Source organism: Oceanobacillus polygoni (genome assembly GCF_008304605.1).
GTDB classification, from domain to species: Bacteria; Bacillota; Bacilli; order Bacillales; family Amphibacillaceae; genus Oceanobacillus; species Oceanobacillus polygoni.
Genome location: NZ_PIJY01000008.1, coordinates 31349 through 47238, shown reverse-complemented (window position 1 = coordinate 47238; position 15890 = coordinate 31349). Strand labels below are relative to the sequence as shown.

16 protein-coding genes are annotated in these 15890 nt (G+C 38.1%); 6 read left to right on the top strand and 10 right to left on the bottom strand.

The window, feature by feature from the left end:
* The first annotated feature begins 37 nt into the window (after window positions 1-37).
* Genes hisH through hisC form a run of 5 tightly spaced genes read left to right on the top strand, consistent with a single transcriptional unit; the run spans window position 38 to window position 3802 of the window.
* A complete protein-coding gene (hisH, locus tag F1560_RS03540) occupies window positions 38-643 on the top strand; it encodes an imidazole glycerol phosphate synthase subunit HisH (RefSeq protein WP_149473262.1) in 606 nt (201 codons plus the stop codon).
* A complete protein-coding gene (hisA, locus tag F1560_RS03535) occupies window positions 640-1362 on the top strand; it encodes a 1-(5-phosphoribosyl)-5-[(5-phosphoribosylamino)methylideneamino]imidazole-4-carboxamide isomerase (protein WP_149473261.1) in 723 nt (240 codons plus the stop codon). The genes hisH and hisA overlap by 4 nt, the downstream gene beginning before the upstream one ends.
* Window positions 1352-2122: an imidazole glycerol phosphate synthase subunit HisF gene (gene hisF, locus F1560_RS03530; protein ID WP_149473260.1), complete on the top strand. Its 771-nt coding sequence runs from the start codon at window positions 1352-1354 to the stop codon at window positions 2120-2122. The genes hisA and hisF overlap by 11 nt, the downstream gene beginning before the upstream one ends.
* Window positions 2113-2754: a bifunctional phosphoribosyl-AMP cyclohydrolase/phosphoribosyl-ATP diphosphatase HisIE gene (gene hisIE, locus F1560_RS03525; RefSeq protein WP_149473259.1), complete on the top strand. Its 642-nt coding sequence runs from the start codon at window positions 2113-2115 to the stop codon at window positions 2752-2754. The genes hisF and hisIE overlap by 10 nt, the downstream gene beginning before the upstream one ends.
* The gene (gene hisC, locus F1560_RS03520; RefSeq protein WP_149473258.1) at window positions 2747-3802 is read left to right on the top strand and encodes a histidinol-phosphate transaminase; all 1056 of its coding nucleotides are present in this window, start codon (window positions 2747-2749) and stop codon (window positions 3800-3802) included. The genes hisIE and hisC overlap by 8 nt, the downstream gene beginning before the upstream one ends.
* 42 nt (window positions 3803-3844) lie before the next feature.
* Here hisC and F1560_RS03515 read toward each other — a convergent pair whose 3' ends face one another.
* The 8 genes from F1560_RS03515 to fni all read right to left on the bottom strand — a co-directional run bounded on the left by F1560_RS03515 (window position 3845) and on the right by fni (window position 12761).
* Window positions 3845-4558 carry a SurA N-terminal domain-containing protein gene (locus F1560_RS03515; RefSeq protein ID WP_149473257.1) on the bottom strand — a complete coding sequence of 238 codons (714 nt, stop codon included), beginning with the start codon at window positions 4556-4558 and terminating at the stop codon, window positions 3845-3847.
* A gap of 295 nt (window positions 4559-4853) precedes the next feature.
* Complete coding sequence (locus tag F1560_RS03510) at window positions 4854-5909, bottom strand: iron chelate uptake ABC transporter family permease subunit (protein ID WP_149473256.1); 1056 nt, start codon at window positions 5907-5909, stop codon at window positions 4854-4856.
* 4 nt (window positions 5910-5913) lie between these two features.
* The gene (locus tag F1560_RS03505; protein ID WP_245347839.1) at window positions 5914-6903 is read right to left on the bottom strand and encodes an ABC transporter permease; all 990 of its coding nucleotides are present in this window, start codon (window positions 6901-6903) and stop codon (window positions 5914-5916) included.
* A gap of 44 nt (window positions 6904-6947) precedes the next feature.
* On the bottom strand, window positions 6948-7967 hold the full coding sequence (locus tag F1560_RS03500; RefSeq protein ID WP_149473254.1) for a siderophore ABC transporter substrate-binding protein: 1020 nt from the start codon (window positions 7965-7967) through the stop codon (window positions 6948-6950).
* Window positions 7968-8583: 616 nt separating this feature from the next.
* Window positions 8584-9354 (bottom strand): iron ABC transporter ATP-binding protein, encoded by a 771-nt coding sequence (locus tag F1560_RS03495; RefSeq protein ID WP_149473253.1) that lies wholly within the window; start codon window positions 9352-9354, stop codon window positions 8584-8586.
* Between the two features lie 906 nt (window positions 9355-10260).
* Complete coding sequence (locus tag F1560_RS03490) at window positions 10261-10974, bottom strand: DsbA family oxidoreductase (protein ID WP_149473252.1); 714 nt, start codon at window positions 10972-10974, stop codon at window positions 10261-10263.
* A 149-nt stretch (window positions 10975-11123) separates the two neighbouring features.
* Complete coding sequence (locus tag F1560_RS03485) at window positions 11124-11579, bottom strand: DUF2188 domain-containing protein (RefSeq protein WP_149473251.1); 456 nt, start codon at window positions 11577-11579, stop codon at window positions 11124-11126.
* Between the two features lie 126 nt (window positions 11580-11705).
* Entirely contained in the window at window positions 11706-12761 is a 1056-nt protein-coding gene (gene fni / locus F1560_RS03480; RefSeq protein ID WP_149473250.1) for a type 2 isopentenyl-diphosphate Delta-isomerase, read from the bottom strand.
* Between the two features lie 203 nt (window positions 12762-12964).
* On the opposite strand from fni, the gene F1560_RS03475 reads away from it, so the two are divergent.
* Window positions 12965-13504: an HD domain-containing protein gene (locus F1560_RS03475; RefSeq protein ID WP_149473249.1), complete on the top strand. Its 540-nt coding sequence runs from the start codon at window positions 12965-12967 to the stop codon at window positions 13502-13504.
* Between the two features lie 96 nt (window positions 13505-13600).
* On the opposite strand, the gene rsgA is transcribed toward F1560_RS03475, so the two are convergent.
* Both rsgA and F1560_RS03465 read right to left on the bottom strand, forming a co-directional pair.
* Window positions 13601-14671 (bottom strand): ribosome small subunit-dependent GTPase A, encoded by a 1071-nt coding sequence (gene rsgA / locus F1560_RS03470; RefSeq protein WP_420874457.1) that lies wholly within the window; start codon window positions 14669-14671, stop codon window positions 13601-13603.
* A 274-nt stretch (window positions 14672-14945) separates the two neighbouring features.
* Complete coding sequence (locus F1560_RS03465; protein WP_149473248.1) at window positions 14946-15770, bottom strand: aldo/keto reductase; 825 nt, start codon at window positions 15768-15770, stop codon at window positions 14946-14948.
* Window positions 15771-15890: the final 120 nt, after the last annotated feature.

The window sequence follows — 15890 nt, the reverse complement described above, 5'->3', positions numbered from 1 at the left end:
AGACAACTCGATTTTTTTACAGAGAGGAAGAAACAAGATGATCGCAATCATTGATTATGGTGCAGGAAATATTAAAAGCCTACAATTTGCGCTTGCAAAACTAAATAAGGAATCTGTATTAACAACCGAGCCACGAGTAATCAGAGATGCTTCCTCAATCATTCTTCCTGGTGTAGGCGCCTTTAAGGATGCAATGGATGCAATCAATGCGCTGGGGTTAACAGATGTAATTAAACAAGAAGTTCAGGCAGGAAAGCCAATACTTGGGATTTGTCTTGGCATGCAGTTATTTTATGACAAAAGCTATGAGGACGGCGATTGGGATGGTCTTGGATTACTTCAAGGAAATGTTAGTCGAATAAAGGAAACGGTCAAAGTTCCACACATGGGCTGGAATACAATTACAAAGCATAACGAAAGTCCATTAACGCTCCATCTGCCGGATAATTTCCACGTTTATTTTGTTCACTCTTATGCTGTCGGGGAATTGGAGGAAGCAACACTTGTTGGCAGTACCGAATATGGTGGTCGTATTCCTGCGATTGTCCAGCAAGGGAACATTACAGGCATGCAATTCCACCCGGAAAAGAGCGGAGATATCGGTATTCAATTACTTGCAAACTATGAGGAGATGATTTCATGATTTTATTCCCTGCAATTGATATTCGTGGTGGAAATTGTGTCCGCCTTATTCAAGGGGATTATAACAAAGAGAAAGTCTATAGCAATTCCCCAACGGATATGGCAAAACAATGGGAAAATAAGCGAGCAGCATACCTACATACCGTTGACCTGGATGGTGCTAAAACCGGCGACTCTTTAAATCGGGACGCCATTAAAGCGATCGCTAAACAAACGGGAATCCCTGTACAGGTCGGTGGAGGCATTCGTTCACTTGATACGATCGAAGATTACCTTGCTGCAGGCATTGCTCGCGTGATTATTGGTACAGCAGCTATTAACGACAAAGCCTTTTTAAAAGATGCCGTGGAAAAGTTCGGATCTCGTATCGCCGTTTCCATTGATGCGCGGAATGGCTATGTCGCTACAGATGGTTGGACAGAAACAAGTACCGTCAAAGCCATCGATCTTGTCGCTGAACTTGAACAAATTGGCGTTAAAACAATTGTCTACACGGACATTATGAAGGACGGCATGATGCAAGGGCCGAATTTTGAAGAGCTACAAGCTGTGAATGAAGCAACAAGCATGGATGTCATTGCATCTGGTGGTGTTTCAACGGAGGAAGATATACGCAAGTTAAAATCAATGAACATGTATGGTGCGATTATAGGCAAAGCATTATACGATGGCACATTAAATTTTGAAGCGTTAACGGAGGATGATTTCTATGCTCGCTAAACGAATTATCCCTTGCCTTGATGTCGATAAGGGGCGTGTTGTAAAAGGGAAAAAGTTTCAAAATATCCAGGATGTTGACGATCCCGTAGCATTGGCCAAAAGATATAACGAAGCCGGCGCTGATGAACTTGTTTTTTATGATATTACAGCATCCAATGAAGAACGCAATATTTTTCTCGATGTTGTTGAGCAAGTTGCCAAGGAAATCGCAATTCCATTTACAGTTGGTGGAGGCATACGGACAGTAGAAGATATTCATAAAGTTCTCCGCTCTGGAGCAGATAAAGTATCCATCAATAGTGCAGCTGTAACAAATCCACAGCTTATTCAAGATGCCGCTTTGAAATTTGGTAGTCAGTGCATTGTCTTATCGATTGATGCAAAGGAAGTAGCACCAAATCAGTGGAATGTTTTTACAAAAGGTGGTCGTTACGATACCGGAATAGATGCCATTCAATGGGCCAAGCAAGGAGAAGCGCTTGGAGCTGGAGAACTTGTTATTAACGCAATGGATTCAGACGGCGAGAAGGATGGCTATAATATTCCCTTAACCAAAGCAATTGCCGATACCGTTAATATTCCAATCGTTGCAAGCGGTGGCGCTGGAATAAAAGAGCATTTTAGCTCGGTATTAGAACAAGGTGCTGATGCGGCACTAGCTGCGTCTGTATTTCACTATGATGAAATTCAAATACCTGACCTCAAGACCTATCTCGAGGAAAATAATATCATCGTCAGGAGGGAAATTGAATGGAAGTAAATATCGAACAACTTGTCTTTGACGAAAAGGGTTTAATCCCTGCCATTGTTCAAAATGCAAGCACAGGAAACGTCCTAACACTAGCATATATGAATCAGGATGCATTACTGAAGACAATCCAAACCAATGAAACATGGTTTTTTTCAAGAAATCGACAGGAACTATGGAATAAAGGGGAAACATCCGGTAATAAACAGCAAATCGTAAAAATTTCCTATGATTGTGACTCGGATGCATTATTGGTTCAAGTTAGTCCACTCGGACCTGCATGTCATACCGGTAATGAATCCTGCTTCTACAATGAGCTTTATACAAATGATATCCCGGCACATGATATCGTCCATCACGTAATTGCGAAAATTAAAGATCGCCGCGATAATCCTGTTGATGGTACGTACACATCGTATCTTTTTGAAAAAGGAATCGATAAAGTTCTTAAAAAGGTTGGAGAAGAAACGTCAGAAGTCATTATCGGGGCAAAAAACAATGATAAACAGGAGCTGACTAGTGAAATAGCTGATCTTACGTATCATACACTTGTATTGATGGAGCTTATGGATGTATCCCTGTCAGACATAAAAAATGAATTAGTGAAAAGACATATCCAAAAAGAAGGCCAAAATCGTGAGTAAATTTTGGAGCGATATGGCAAAGCGTTGTGCACCCTATATTCCGGGCGAACAGATCAATCGCGCCAATGTCATTAAACTGAACACAAATGAAAATCCATATGGCCCATCACCAAAGGTTATTCAGGCAATCCAAAAGGAAAGCGAGCAAGCATTAAACCTCTATCCTTCTCCAACAGCAGATAAATTAAGGGAAGATATTGCGGCATTCCATTCCTTATCTAAAGAAAATGTTTTTGTTGGAAATGGTTCAGATGAAGTTCTCGCCTTTTCGTTTATGGCTTTTTTTGATAAAAACAAAACGATTCGCTATCCAGCTATTTCCTATAGCTTTTATCCAGTGTATGCAAAGCTATTCGATATTCCAACCGAAGAAATTGCTCTTCAGGATAATTTTACAATCCCTGTAGAGGCTTTCTCCCAATCTGAGGGTGGCGTTATTTTTCCAAATCCGAATGCGCCAACAAGTATTTATATGGAACTCGATGCAGTGAAGAAAATCCTGGATAATAACCCTGATCGAATTGTCATTGTTGACGAAGCATATATCGATTTTGCAACAGAGTCAGCGGTTTCTTTAATCCATATGTATGAAAATCTGCTTGTAATTCAAACCATGTCGAAGTCAAGATCACTAGCCGGGCTACGGGTCGGATTTGCGTTAGGACATCCGGATCTTATTGAAGGATTGACCCGGATTAAAGACTCGATGAATTCCTATACGATAGATCGATTAGCTCTTGTTGGAGCGGAGGCAGCTATAGCTGATGTGGACTATTTTAACGAGACGACAGAAAAAATTATTCGAACAAGAGAATGGACAATTGTTGAAATGGAGAAACGTGGATTTACTGTCCTACCCTCCCAAACGAATTTCATTTTTGCAACGCATCCTAATCAAGACGCAGGTGAGTTATACGCAGTTTTAAAAGAAAAAGATATTCTTATTCGGTATTTTAAAATACCTGCCATTGATAATCATATTCGGATTACAATTGGTACGGATGAACAGATGCGCGTATTTTTCAAAACACTCGATACGATTCTATAACCATAGAAAAGCATCACCCCATATAGGGGCGATGCTTTTACTTTACAATACATTCTCTACTTCTGCGTCCTCTTTCAATTCATCAATTCTTGCACGTAGCTGCTCACTTTGTTTTTCATTCGTAAGCACATCTTTAATTTGCCCTTCAACTTCTTCTAGCTCACCCATTTCACCATTTTGCTCTTTTAGCTGATCATAGTACTCTTGTACTTCCTCGTCTGTCACTTCTACTTCAAATTCCGAGTCCATATACTTTCTTGTCACTAACTCACCCGTGAGCTGCTCCTTGAACTCATCCTCTGACAATTGTAACTGTTCCAATAGAGTGGCATATTGCTCTTCCCCACTTGTTTCCTTAATAGTATCCAATTCTTCTTGTACTTCCTCGTCTGTCACTTCGATACCTTCACTTTCGGCATCCTGTTGAATAAGTGCTTGTTCAACAAGGATGGAAACCGTTTGGTCTTTGATCATATCAAGGTCACTTACGTCTTGTCCATATTGATACATTGTTGATTTTACTTGTGTATATATTGGATTATAATCCGATCCTGTAATTTCTTCTCCGTTGACAACAACAACTGGAGTTTCTTCATCCAGCTTTTCTTCATCCGCAAACTCTAATTCCTGTTGTGCAGGTTGTTCTGAAGTGTCACCTTCTGTATTTTCATTCTCTTCCGCCTCGTCATTCCCACCGCATGCAGCTAGCATGATGATGATAACGAACGCCAGTGATAGTACACTTAACTTTTTCATAATTGACTTCCCTCATTTCTATTAAGTCTCCCTCCATTCAACCACACATCTCTATGTGATTTCAAGTAGAAACAAAATAGCTCTTGATTCAGTTATTGCTGTTACAGCAGGTGTTAAAGCGTTTATTTACAGTTGGATAACAAAATTTACTTACTTTTGCTTTGATAGGTAGAGAAAGGTTCAACGCTCTCGCTCCCGAAGACAGACAGCAAAAAAATACCCTCAAATCTGTTGAAAGCAGTCACACACGACCTTTAACAGACGAGGATATAAAAGTATTGGTAAACTCAAATTATCATAAAGTCTTCCTCTTTAAAATTATAATTAAAAATGTTAATCCACCAACGATTTCTATAATAATTGAAACTACACCTTGAGCGTTAAATACATGATTCATAATAAAATATGAACCGGTTAGTATCAAAAATCCAGTAGCAAGAGCCATAGGAAAAATATATCTATGATCATAAGTTGGCGCCAGCTGATAACTCAACGTTGCAACCAAAAATCCAAAGAAAGTAAGTGGTCCAACCAAAGCCGTTGAGACTGACATCAAAATAGAAACTAATACAAGAACATAAATGATACTGAATTGATGATTAACTCCCAAAGAACTAGAGATATCTTTTCCAAGCGACAATACATTTAAGTTTTTAGAATAAGCAAGAAGAAGTAATGCTACAATTATTACGATTGGAATTGCAATAGAAAAATATTCAGGGTCCGCATTATTGACTGAACCAAACAACTTTGCCTGTAAAATATCAAATTCAGCCGGCGCAAGCAGTTTTCTCATAAAAGTTGACAAAGACCTTAATCCAGTTCCAATAATGATTCCAACCAATAGCATAAGTTGCAAATTCCCATACTTTCCGGATAGTAACCATCCATAAAGTATCAAACACATTAAGACCATAACAACCACTTGCAATAAAAATGGTCCAGTACCGCTATAACCTATAAATACACTGGCACCAAAGAAAAACATTGTACCTGTATGTATGGTAGAGTAAAGTGCTTCAAATCCTAAAAGTGAAGGAGTTATAACCCGATTATTCGTAACCGATTGGAAAGCAACGGTTGCCAAGCTCTGACAAATTGCAGCAATAATCATTGCAACAATAGCTACCATTCTTCTTTTAACGACTGGGATATAGGAAGGAGAATCTACTGGAACTGGATTGTTATAAACTAAAAGCCCAACCGAAGAAAGAACACCCAATCCAATCAACGTTGTCAACAATATCCAATAACGTTTTTCCTCCTTCTTAGAACGAAAAGCTTTAGCTGCTCTATTTTTATTAGGAAGGCTAGAATCAATTTTGACAATTTTTTTATTAGTATATTCCAATTCGTTATCCTAGCCTCCTTCTTCTCAATAAAATAACAATAAATACGACTGCGCCCACTGTTCCAAGTATCAAAGAGACAGGTACTTCAAATGGCATTATAATTGTCCGGGAAATTATATCAGAAATGGTCAGGGCACCCATTCCGGACACACAAACCCAGGGCAAATTACTCCTAAGATCATCGCCTCTAAACATGGAAACAATATTTGGTACAATTAAACCTAAAAAAGGTAAATTCCCAATAACAGCCGCAACAATTCCAACTGCAAAAGCAATAAGACCAGTACCAATAAGAACGATCTTATTATAACTCACTCCAAGACTTGTTGTAACATCTTCTCCTAATCCAGCTAAAGTCAATCTATCAGCAAAGATAAAAATAAAAAAGGTAATTACAACAATCAGCCATAAATATTCATATCTTCCAATTTGAATCGATGCAAAAGAACCTACAAACCAGGTTTCAACATTTTGCGACATTTGAAAAGCGAGTCCAACAAAAGTGGAAATTGCAGAAATGACCGCTCCAAGCATTATTCCAATAATCGGGACAATTAAAGACGAGCGAAGTTTAACTCTTCTTAAAAACAAAAAGAAAACCATCGTTCCTATAAAGGAAAAAATGATTGCCCCAGTCATTCTTTGGACTAAAGTTGGCGCAGGAAATAATAAATAAGCAAAAATCAATCCCAAGCCTGCCCATTCAATTGTTCCTGTTGTAGTAGGTTCGACTAAGCGGTTCTGTGTAATAAGTTGCATTACGAGTCCTGACATTGCCATTGCAGCTCCAGTAAGCATTAATGCAGCTGTCCTTGGAATACGAGTGATGAAAAACATATCCATTCCATCCTCTTGCCCTCGTATATCATAAACCCCAGTAAACATAGAAATAATACCTAAAATAATAACAACTACGATTGCTAATATAAAAGGTTTCGTCCATACTTTTTGATGATTAGAACGTAGGGGCTGAGAGTTCTCAGCCCCAAACATTTTTTGTATTGTATTTTTAAGCACTATAGTTATACTCCTCTATACTACTCAGCTAAAGTATTTGCAAGATCTTCAAATAACTTTATAAAAGTTTGTATTGATTCATTTGTATACGTGTCTGCCGGTGCATAAACTAACTGTCCTTCAGAAATAGCAGTTGTGTTTTGAAGAGCAGGTGAATTATCGATAACATCCTGAGCAGGAACTGCATCAGTTGAAGATACCGCAGCATCACGGTCTAGTACGAAAATCCAATCAGGATTGGTTTGTGCAATAGCTTCAACAGAAATATCATCACCTTGGTGGTCTGAAGAAGCTTGGTCAATTTCTAATGCCGGAGTCCATTCGAAAATATCATACAACGGTCCCCAAACGCGTCCAGAATGTGGAGCTGAAAAAGCAATATCTCCACCAGATACTATAACACTCATGACTGTATCTGTCCCGTTATATGCAGACTGAGCTTCTTCGATGGCTTGATCAAAATCAGCTACCAATTGTTCAGCCTCTTCATTTTTATCAAAAATTTGTCCCAAAGTGATCGTAGAATCCTTAAATCCATTTACTAAGTTTTCTCCAGGTGTATTAGCTTCTTCGGAAACATCAATATTAAGATCAATAACAGCAGCATTTGGCACTAATTCTTTTATATCTTCATAATAGCTAGCAAATCTCTGACCGACAATTACAATTTCAGGGTCTACACTTGCTATAACTTCAAGGTTTGGTTCACGGTGATTTCCGATATTTTGAACTGATTCATCAGCTACATACGGTGAATCTGCATGCATTACATCCTTTGGAGCAGCAGATAATTCAATTCCCCAATCAGATAATGTTTCAAAAGTTCTATTATCTAAAGCAACGACATTCTTTGGATTTACTGGGACTGTAACAGTTCCATGAGCATCCGTGATTTCGATCGTTGTATCTTCAGCAGAATCATTTGCTTGGCCATCCGTATCCTCCGTTTCATTACCTGAATCTGAGCAAGCTGCCAACACCAAAGCAAAAATTGCGAAAATTGCTATAATAAATGCTAATTTAAAATTAGACTTTCTCATTTCTTCTACCTCTTCCCTTATGTAAGTTTTATAGACGAGTAGACTATTGAATTGATGAAATTAATATCTATGTTATATATTAGTGCGTGATTTAAATAATAATTATTTCTATTTAACTATAGTGCATAGCTACAACACAACACATTGATATTGATAATCAATCTCAATAAATCTATTTAAAGTATACCAAATCAAAAAGCGTTGTCAACTGTATTTTGAAAGCTTTAATTTTTTAAACTTATACCTTTGAGCAATAATCTTCAGCTTAAAAAATCCCATTATTCTCATCCCATTCTCAACTGCAGATCGATGATAAAATGATTCATGTGAGAGTAGTTTCTTAAACAATGGAAAAAAACGCTTAGACACAAGGGTCTTGGAAAGATACAACCAATTGATTGAAACTATGTTCCACACCATAGACATGCGTGCTCCCTATGAAGGTAGCACGCATGGTTAGATTTATCGTTCTCCGTTAGCTGCACCATCCGGTTAAATTACCATGGAGAAGGTTTTCCCTAGATGTATTCATTGAGATAGTATACGGTTTGGACATTTATAAGATAACAATTAATGGCTCAGCTTGGCATCTGTAGACCGGAACAGTTAGCTACTTTTAAACTATATGGGAGTCAAAGTATACACAAAAACGACAACCGTTTTGCATATGAACTGGAATATGCATATCATAGACTTCGTTTAATGCCTCTGAATTAATAATTTCGTGTGTTGGACCATCTTTTACGAGACGTCCATCTCTTAAAGCTACAATGTGATCTGAATAAACAGAAGCAAAGTTAATATCATGCAATACAATCACAACTGTTTTACCTAGCTCATCGACAAGCTTGCGTAATATTTTCATGATTTGTACAGAATGCTTCATATCCAAATTATTCAATGGCTCATCCAGTAAAATATATTCTGTGTCTTGGGCAATAACCATGGAAATAAATGCACGTTGCTTTTGACCGCCAGACAGTTCATCTAAGAATTTATGTTGAATATCTGTTAAGTTCAGATATTCAATTGCCTGGTCGACGATTCGATTATCCTCAGCATTTAGACGACCTTTCGAGTAAGGATACCGACCAAACGATACCAATTGTCGAATCGTTAGTTTCACATTTAAAAAATTTGCTTGCCTTAAAATGGCAATGCGCTTAGCGAATTCATTCGATTTCATATTTTTTATATTATTTTTATCGAGTAATACATCTCCAGTATCTGCATCAAGCAGTCGGCTTACCATGGAAAGTAGCGTTGATTTCCCTGCACCGTTTGGTCCGATAAACGACGTAATTTTGTTAGGCTTAATTTGAACCGATACATCTTTTACGATAGATTTATTTCCATACTTCTTTGTCAAACCTTTTATTTCGATCATGTCGTAGCCCTGCTTTCTTTAAGTATTAAATAAATGAGATAATTATCATCAATAATAATATACTGATGGTATGTTATATTTAAATTAAGACATGTAACTCAAGAAACTTCCCACTAAAATTGTCCTCATATTTTTTCTGAAAATCTGCTTCCATTGAAAGGTGATTCTGTTCATCTGTGAAGTTTCATCTAACCTCTACTACTTGTATTTGGAAAGAAGTTATATTTAGCCAACCCTCTACATATTTTTGTAGAGATATTTCATTATTGAACAACATTAGTGTTACGTATCATTGCTTTTTAGACGGTGCTAATAATATAACTAATAATGATTATCATTATTAGTTATATTATAGATGACACGCATTTTAAAATCAATGTTTCTGCCAATAATCCTGCCCAGGAAAATTATTATTTGTTTGATCATTACGATGAGGTACTGTCCGATATCGGAAAAGAATTAGGTCTAGATTTTGTGATGATATACATGGCTTTAGGAGAATTTTAAAAATTTTAGGTGAGGTCAAAAAGGGGAGAAAACACAACAACTTCATGACAACAAGCAGCCAAGAATCTAGTATTCATATGGGTTCTTGGCTGTTTTTAAGTTGTTTTAACTACAAAAGTCAGGATACCATATTTTCATAGAACTCTTCTTCTCTTCGAAAACCACTATACTCTATAAAGCCCTGAGTTAATTTAGGTTTTCCCCCCCTATCTCGCTTGTCTTGCGTATTCTTTTTTTGAAACTAAATTAGAATTAAACCCTTGAATAATCACTAATTTAATTTCTGATGTAAATTTAATCATACAAAAACTGGACCCCAATTGTTAGAGTGTGTCTAACAATTGGGGTCCAGTTCATCACAGCATGCTTTTATTTTTTCGGTTCTTATTAGTGCGTCCCTTATTCATCGCATCCTTCATCCGTACAATAGGATGTTTCCGATTTTTTTGGATTTAACGATTGCAGAACTGGCTTCTCTTGCTCCTCTTCCCATACCTTGGTAAGCACTTCCTCGAACACTTCAGGTGGCTGAGCTCCAGATACAGCATATTTCTCATTAAATACAAAGAATGGTACTCCTTGGACACCGATTTGACGCGCAACATCAATATCTTCATTTACTTTATTTCGATATTTATCCGATTGCAGTACATGTTCCACTTCTTCTTTATCCAATCCTACCTCAGTTGCAAGTTTAATCAGTGTGTCATAATCACTTAGCAACTCAGATTCGGCAAAGTATGCATGAAGGAAACGCTCCGTAACTTCTTTGCCTTTTCCTTGTTCCTCAGCATATTTAGCAACTCGATGGGCGTCAAATGTATTTGCATATTTCATATCATCAAAATTGTAAGTTAACCCTACACTGGCTGCTTGTTGGCCAACCTGTTGATTCATTGTTTTAACTTGCTCAAGAGGAATTCCTTTTAATTCAGAAAATGTTTCATAGAAGTTTTTTCCTGGGATATGCTCAGCTGTTGGGTCAAGCTGGTAACTTTTATACTCTAGTGTAATTTGTTCTTTGTGCGGGAATTTTTCCATTGCATTTTCCAGCCTGCGTTTTCCGATATAGCAAAACGGGCAAACAAAATCGGACCATACTTCGATTTTCATTATAAGCACCTCGCTTTTCTGTAAAATAGTGTACCATAGCAGCACACGATCTAAAAATAATGTGCTTCATTAAAACGGAGCATTCAAATATTTTCCTAACTATGTAATAAAGGCTGCCATTTTGACAGCCTTTACTTTTAAGTCTTATCTTATTCATGAAACGTTTGTTTATCTTGAACTGTACCATCCTGTTTATAAATCGTTAAGGTGGTGCCTTTATTTTTGGCAATTTCTTTTGCGCGTTTAACTGCTTCATCCTTCTTATCGAAAACCTCATTAGCACGTTCTGCACCACTTGATTTCACTGCCCAGCCGTTCTCATGTGCAATAACTTGCTCGCCTTCCTCCAAGCGCTCTGGATTGCTACTATATTTTTTACCTTCTTTTGACCTCATTGTTGGTTTACCATGCATCTTATAATCATCAATCTCTTCTTTTTCAGCATTTTCACGCCATTCCTTCGCCTGCGTAATAGCTATTGGGATTGCGCGATCATCTGAATAGCCATCATCCACCATGGAGTTGGCAATATCAATTGCTTTCTTTCTCGTAACCTCATTCAAGTTTTTCATGGAAGAAGGGTAATCATCTAATGTCCAAGGCACTCTTCATCACTCCCTCATTTTTCATCACTATTCCCTTGTCATTGGTTACGAAAACATGGTGGGTGAATCATTATTGGCTTCAATTTAACTAACATGGATGATAAATAAAAAGAAAACAGCCATAGCTTAGCTGTTTTCTTCTAATAAAGATTGCCCCATAACACTGACACGCTTTGTATTTTTTAACTCCGCCAAATTTTTCACGCCAATGCCGAACATCGTCATTTTAAATTCGAGTTCAATTTGCTCCATTGTTTCGATCACTGCTTCCGGAGATTCTGTCGCAGCTTGAAGCAAGTGACGTGCAAAGCCAATCACATCTGCTCCAATCGTAATTGCTTTTGCTGCATCGACGCCAGTTTTCATTCCGCCACTAGCAACTAGTGGCACTTCAGGTAATTTGCCACGAACCGAGACAATACAATCCTTTGTTGGGATTCCCCAATTATTAAATGCTTCCGCAGCCGCTTTACGAAGTGGGTCACGCGAGCGTAATTTTTCCACCTGACTCCAGGACGTCCCTCCTGCACCAGCAACATCAATATACGCAATTCCTACATTATATAATTGTTCAGCGACTGTACCATCAATCCCAAACCCAACCTCTTTTACACCAACAGGCTTATCTAACGTTTTGCAAACCTGTTCAATTTTCGGTAGAAGGGACTCAAAGTTTAAATCTCCACCATCTTGTACAGCTTCCTGTAAGCTGTTTAAATGGAGGACAATCGAATCAGCTCCCGTTTTATCAATGATTCGTTGGCATTCCTCCGCACCATAGCCATAATTAAATTGCACGGCACCGATATTAGCAATGATCGGTATTGTCGGCGCTTGTTCACGGATTAAGAAAGATTCTTTATGTGCATCACTCTCTAGAAAAGCTCGTGTTGAGCCGATCGCAAATGCCCAACGCTTCTCTTCAGCAGCTATTGCGAGATTTTGATTAATTGTTGTTGCAAGCTCTGAACCACCTGTCATGGAACTGACTAAAAATGGCGCTTTCAGTTCCTTTTCAAGAAAACTCGCATCCAGTGCAATATCAGCAAAATTTATTTCTGGTAACGCATTATGTATAAAACTGATTCCTTCGAGACCAGTTGATTTATTAACTCCTTCAACATTTCCAGTTAGACAGAGACGAATATGTTCAGTCTTACGTTGATTGATTCCTTGTTCCATGTGAAGTACCCCCGCTAAATCTAAATTAAATTGACGTTACCTTCTAGTTTACTTGTTTCCTTGTCGAAAAGAAAGCGAAGTGTCGCTTAGCTTTTCGGTATCTTCATACACCAACGTTTATTACCTTTTTAAAATATCCGCATTCCATCTAATTTATGTTATATTTAGGAAAAAAGTAGTACCTTGTGAAGGAGGCGTTAGCCTTGAAGGAGAAAGCCAAACAATTTGCTGCAAAAGCCCATAAAGGACAAAAACGCAAGAACTCGGATGTCCCCTATATAACTCACCCTATTCGTGTAGCTGAACGGTTAGAGGCAGCTGGGTTTCGGGATGAGTTAGTTTGTGCTGGATACTTGCATGATGTTGTCGAGGATACATTGGTAGAGCTAGAAGATATTGAACGGGGATTTGGTACCGAAATAGCTCATATCGTCGCTGCACACACGGAGGATAAATCAAAATCATGGCAGGAACGTAAACAGCATACAATTGATATAATAAAAACTGCTGATCCAGAGATAAAATATTTAGTTGTAGCAGATAAACTTGATAACCTGCTTGGTTTAGAGAACGATTTGAAGGCACAAGGAGAATCCGTATGGGAAAACTTTAACGCAGGTAGAGAAAAGCAAAGATGGTATAACAAATCGATTGCTTCCAATATGTATGTCGGGTTAAATAATGAGGATATTCCTGATTATTTTCAAAAATTTGAGAAAGCTGTAGAGCGGGTATTCAAATAAATAGACCCTTTATGAGTTTGCCAAACGCCTTTAGAGCTTTCGATGACTACAATCCTACACAAAAGCACCTTCCTTATATTAAGAAAGGTGCTACTATTATCGCTTCTTATGATACTTATAATGCTCTTTTTGGAATTTTGAAATATGCTTCCATCTGCTTTTCTCATCTTGCTTAGCCTTTTGATTCTGTTTCCTTTTCTCATAAGCAAGCTCACGCTGTAACTTTAAATAGCTTTCAAAACGCGCTTCGGATAGTTCGCCAGTTGCTAAGGCTTCCTGAACCCGACAGCCCGGTTCTGTATCATGCCTACAATCAGTAAAGCGACATTCGGTAGTAAGCTGTTCAACATCTTGGAACGTCGTATCGATCGATGATTCGCCATCCCATAATTGCAGTTCCCTCATGCCTGGCGTATCTATTAACAACGCACCATTTGGCAAGCTAAACATTTCCCGGTGTGTTGTCGTATGACGCCCTCTACTATCTGATTCCCGAATCTCTTTTGTATCTTGGACTTCTTTCCCTAGCAACGTATTTACTAATGTCGATTTACCAACACCAGAGGAGCCTAATAATGTAACCGTACGACCTGCTGGCAAATATTCCATTAATTCGGCAACCCCGTCTTTTGAAACACTGCTCACTGCAATAATTGGAATTCCGATTGCAACTTCCTCAACCGTTGCAATCGCAGCTTCTACCTCTTCCTGTGAGCAGGCATCTTTTTTTGTCAGTACAATAACTGGTGTGGCTCCACTATCATAGGTCGCTAGTACATAGCGCTCGATTCGCCGAACATTCAAATCATGATTCAATGAATTAACAATAAAAACGGTATCCATATTCGCAGCCACAATTTGTGCTTCTGTTTTCAATCCCGCTGCCTGTCTCACGAATTGGCTTTTACGTGGTAAAACCCGTCTGATAACAGCTTTTTTCTCTTCTTCGAGCTTCTGGGCTTCCACCCAATCACCAACCGCAGGATAATCCATCGTAGAGTTGGTTTCATTTAAAAACTTTCCACTCAGGTGGGCCAAATATTCCATCTTTCCATCTGAAATACGATAGCTATTTTTTTGTACTGTAATAACCCGAGCCAGATGCTCAAGATTAGTCGAATGGTTGGAATTTTCCCAACCAAGTTTACAAAGATTATTCAAATTTATTTTTCCTCCTATTTGTAGGAGGAAAAGTCATTTTATGCCGACTGTTCCTCCATTTTGATACTTGTTTTCTGATATTGGTTCTTTAGCGTGAAAATCATAAAACATCACTCCTTTCAAAATGGATGAACTTCATTAGCTTTATTTTACTATAAACGCATACATTCGTGCCACATTTTTTATATTTTCTTTACCTCTATATGTACGTTACCTTAATTGTGAGTACTGCTTTTATACAAGACAAATCGATGCAGCAGTTGCTACATCGATTTGCTTTTTATCGTCTATTCATCTCATTTGGAACAGCATTATTACGAATACCTTTATCGAGCTGCGCAATTTTTTCCATTTCTTCTTTACTTAATTCAAAATCAAATACGTCCATATTTTCCTTCATTCTTGATGGCGTAACAGTTTTAGGAATCGCAACCATATCTGATTGTAAATGCCAACGAAGAATCGTCTGTGCGGGTGTTTTACCATTCTGTTTCGCTATTTCTTGAATCACATCGTTTTCTAACACATCTGTTCCATTCATTAATGGACTGTATGCTTCAACTTGGATCCCATGCTTTTCACAATAAGCTCGTAATTCCTTTTGCTGTAGGTATGGATGACATTCCACTTGATTGATTGCTGGCACAACCTCACACACATCCAAAATTCGTTCCAAGTGCTCAATATCAAAATTACAAACACCGATCGCTCGTACACGGCCTTCTTTGTAGAGTTTTTCTAACGCTTGATAGGTTTCTACGTATTGGTCAAATTTCGGAGCAGGCCAATGTACGAGATAAAGATCAACATATTCAAGCCCCAACCTTTCTAAGCTTGCATCAAACGCTTTTAATGTATTCTCATAACCATGGTCACTATTCCATACTTTTGTCGTGATAAAAAGCTCTTCACGCGGAATACCACTATTTGCAATCGCTTTTCCGACGCCAGATTCGTTCCCATATATTTTTGCTGTATCAATCGAACGGTATCCAGCTTGTAATGCATGTTCAACTGGAATCGCCACTTCTTCATCCGGAACCTTCCACACACCATATCCTAACTGTGGCATGCTTATACCATTATTCAACGTTATATGCTGCATCTTTCATCTTCCCTTCCATCAGTCTACGAAAACTATTCTACATAAACAACGGGAAATACACCATTATTCTGAACTTGCCTTTCGACGAATTTTTAATCTTTTATCCTTGTAAAAATTTTT

Excerpts from the sequence above, each read along its gene's own strand:
- hisH (WP_149473262.1), top strand. The coding sequence starts at position 38 with ATGATCGCAATCATTGATTATGGTGCAGGAAATATTAAAAGCCTACAA.
- hisA (WP_149473261.1), top strand. The coding sequence starts at position 640 with ATGATTTTATTCCCTGCAATTGATATTCGTGGTGGAAATTGTGTCCGC.
- hisF (WP_149473260.1), top strand. The coding sequence starts at position 1,352 with ATGCTCGCTAAACGAATTATCCCTTGCCTTGATGTCGATAAGGGGCGT.
- hisIE (WP_149473259.1), top strand. The coding sequence starts at position 2,113 with ATGGAAGTAAATATCGAACAACTTGTCTTTGACGAAAAGGGTTTAATC.
- F1560_RS03515 (WP_149473257.1), bottom strand. The coding sequence starts at position 4,558 with ATGAAAAAGTTAAGTGTACTATCACTGGCGTTCGTTATCATCATCATG.
- F1560_RS03505 (WP_245347839.1), bottom strand. The coding sequence starts at position 6,903 with ATGTTTGGGGCTGAGAACTCTCAGCCCCTACGTTCTAATCATCAAAAA.
- F1560_RS03500 (WP_149473254.1), bottom strand. The coding sequence starts at position 7,967 with ATGAGAAAGTCTAATTTTAAATTAGCATTTATTATAGCAATTTTCGCA.
- F1560_RS03495 (WP_149473253.1), bottom strand. The coding sequence starts at position 9,354 with ATGATCGAAATAAAAGGTTTGACAAAGAAGTATGGAAATAAATCTATC.
- F1560_RS03490 (WP_149473252.1), bottom strand. The coding sequence starts at position 10,974 with ATGAAAATCGAAGTATGGTCCGATTTTGTTTGCCCGTTTTGCTATATC.
- fni (WP_149473250.1), bottom strand. The coding sequence starts at position 12,761 with ATGGAACAAGGAATCAATCAACGTAAGACTGAACATATTCGTCTCTGT.
- F1560_RS03465 (WP_149473248.1), bottom strand. The coding sequence starts at position 15,770 with ATGCAGCATATAACGTTGAATAATGGTATAAGCATGCCACAGTTAGGA.